Here is an 876-nt window from a genome sequence, read left to right as displayed (position 1 = left end):
AGTCGATGTTAGCAGGCAACAAAACCGAAGCGCTCGCTGTTCTATCTAACTCTTTAAACGACTTCGAAGCCGTCGATTCTGATCTAAACGAGCTAATCCGCTTGTTGAAAGTCGCAATGGACAGCAACAAAAATCACATCCTTTCTTCAGTGAACGGTTTGAGCAGCTCATCCATCGCGAGCAACGTGACCATTCTAGTGATCATGATTGTTATGACGCTTGTTCTAACGCGTTTGATTTGTGGCCCACTACAACTTGTTGTGGAACAAGCAAACTCGATTGCAAAAGGTGACCTTTCTAAAGACATCGATCGTAAATTGATTGGTAACGATGAACTGGGCGAGTTGGCAGATGCAACGACTAAGATGCAAAACGACCTACGCCAAGTTATCGACAACGTTATTGCCGCTGTAACGCAATTGAGCAGTGCAGTAGAAGAGATGAACCAAATCTCTGAGCTTTCTGCTTCTGGCATGAAAGACCAACAGCTACAAATCACGCACGTTGCAACAGCAATGACGGAAATGAAAGCTGCGGTAGCCGACGTTGCACGCAACACGGAAGAGTCAGCGAGCCAAGCAAACGATGCAAACCACCGTACACAACTTGGTGTGCGTGAAACACAAAGCATGGTTGATGCGATTGGTGAAGTAGCAAATGTTATCGGCGCTGCTGGTGATACAGTTTCAGAGCTTGAACAGCAATCGAACCAAATCAACGTTGTGGTTGATGTTATCCGTGATATCGCAGATCAAACAAACTTGCTTGCTCTTAACGCCGCTATTGAAGCAGCGCGCGCTGGTGAATCGGGCCGTGGCTTTGCTGTTGTAGCGGACGAAGTTCGTACTCTTGCTGGCCGTACTCAAGATTCAACAA

The 876-nt window shown here is 46.8% G+C and carries 1 protein-coding gene; it reads left to right on the top strand.

From position 1 onward, the window contains the following. Positions 1-876 (top strand): methyl-accepting chemotaxis protein (locus R8N47_RS24255; RefSeq protein ID WP_318185983.1); only part of this gene is annotated, 876 nt, incomplete at both ends.

The sequence above is a fragment of the Vibrio sp. 2132-1 genome (assembly GCF_033344315.1).
This window is presented reverse-complemented; position numbering and strand designations above follow the sequence as displayed.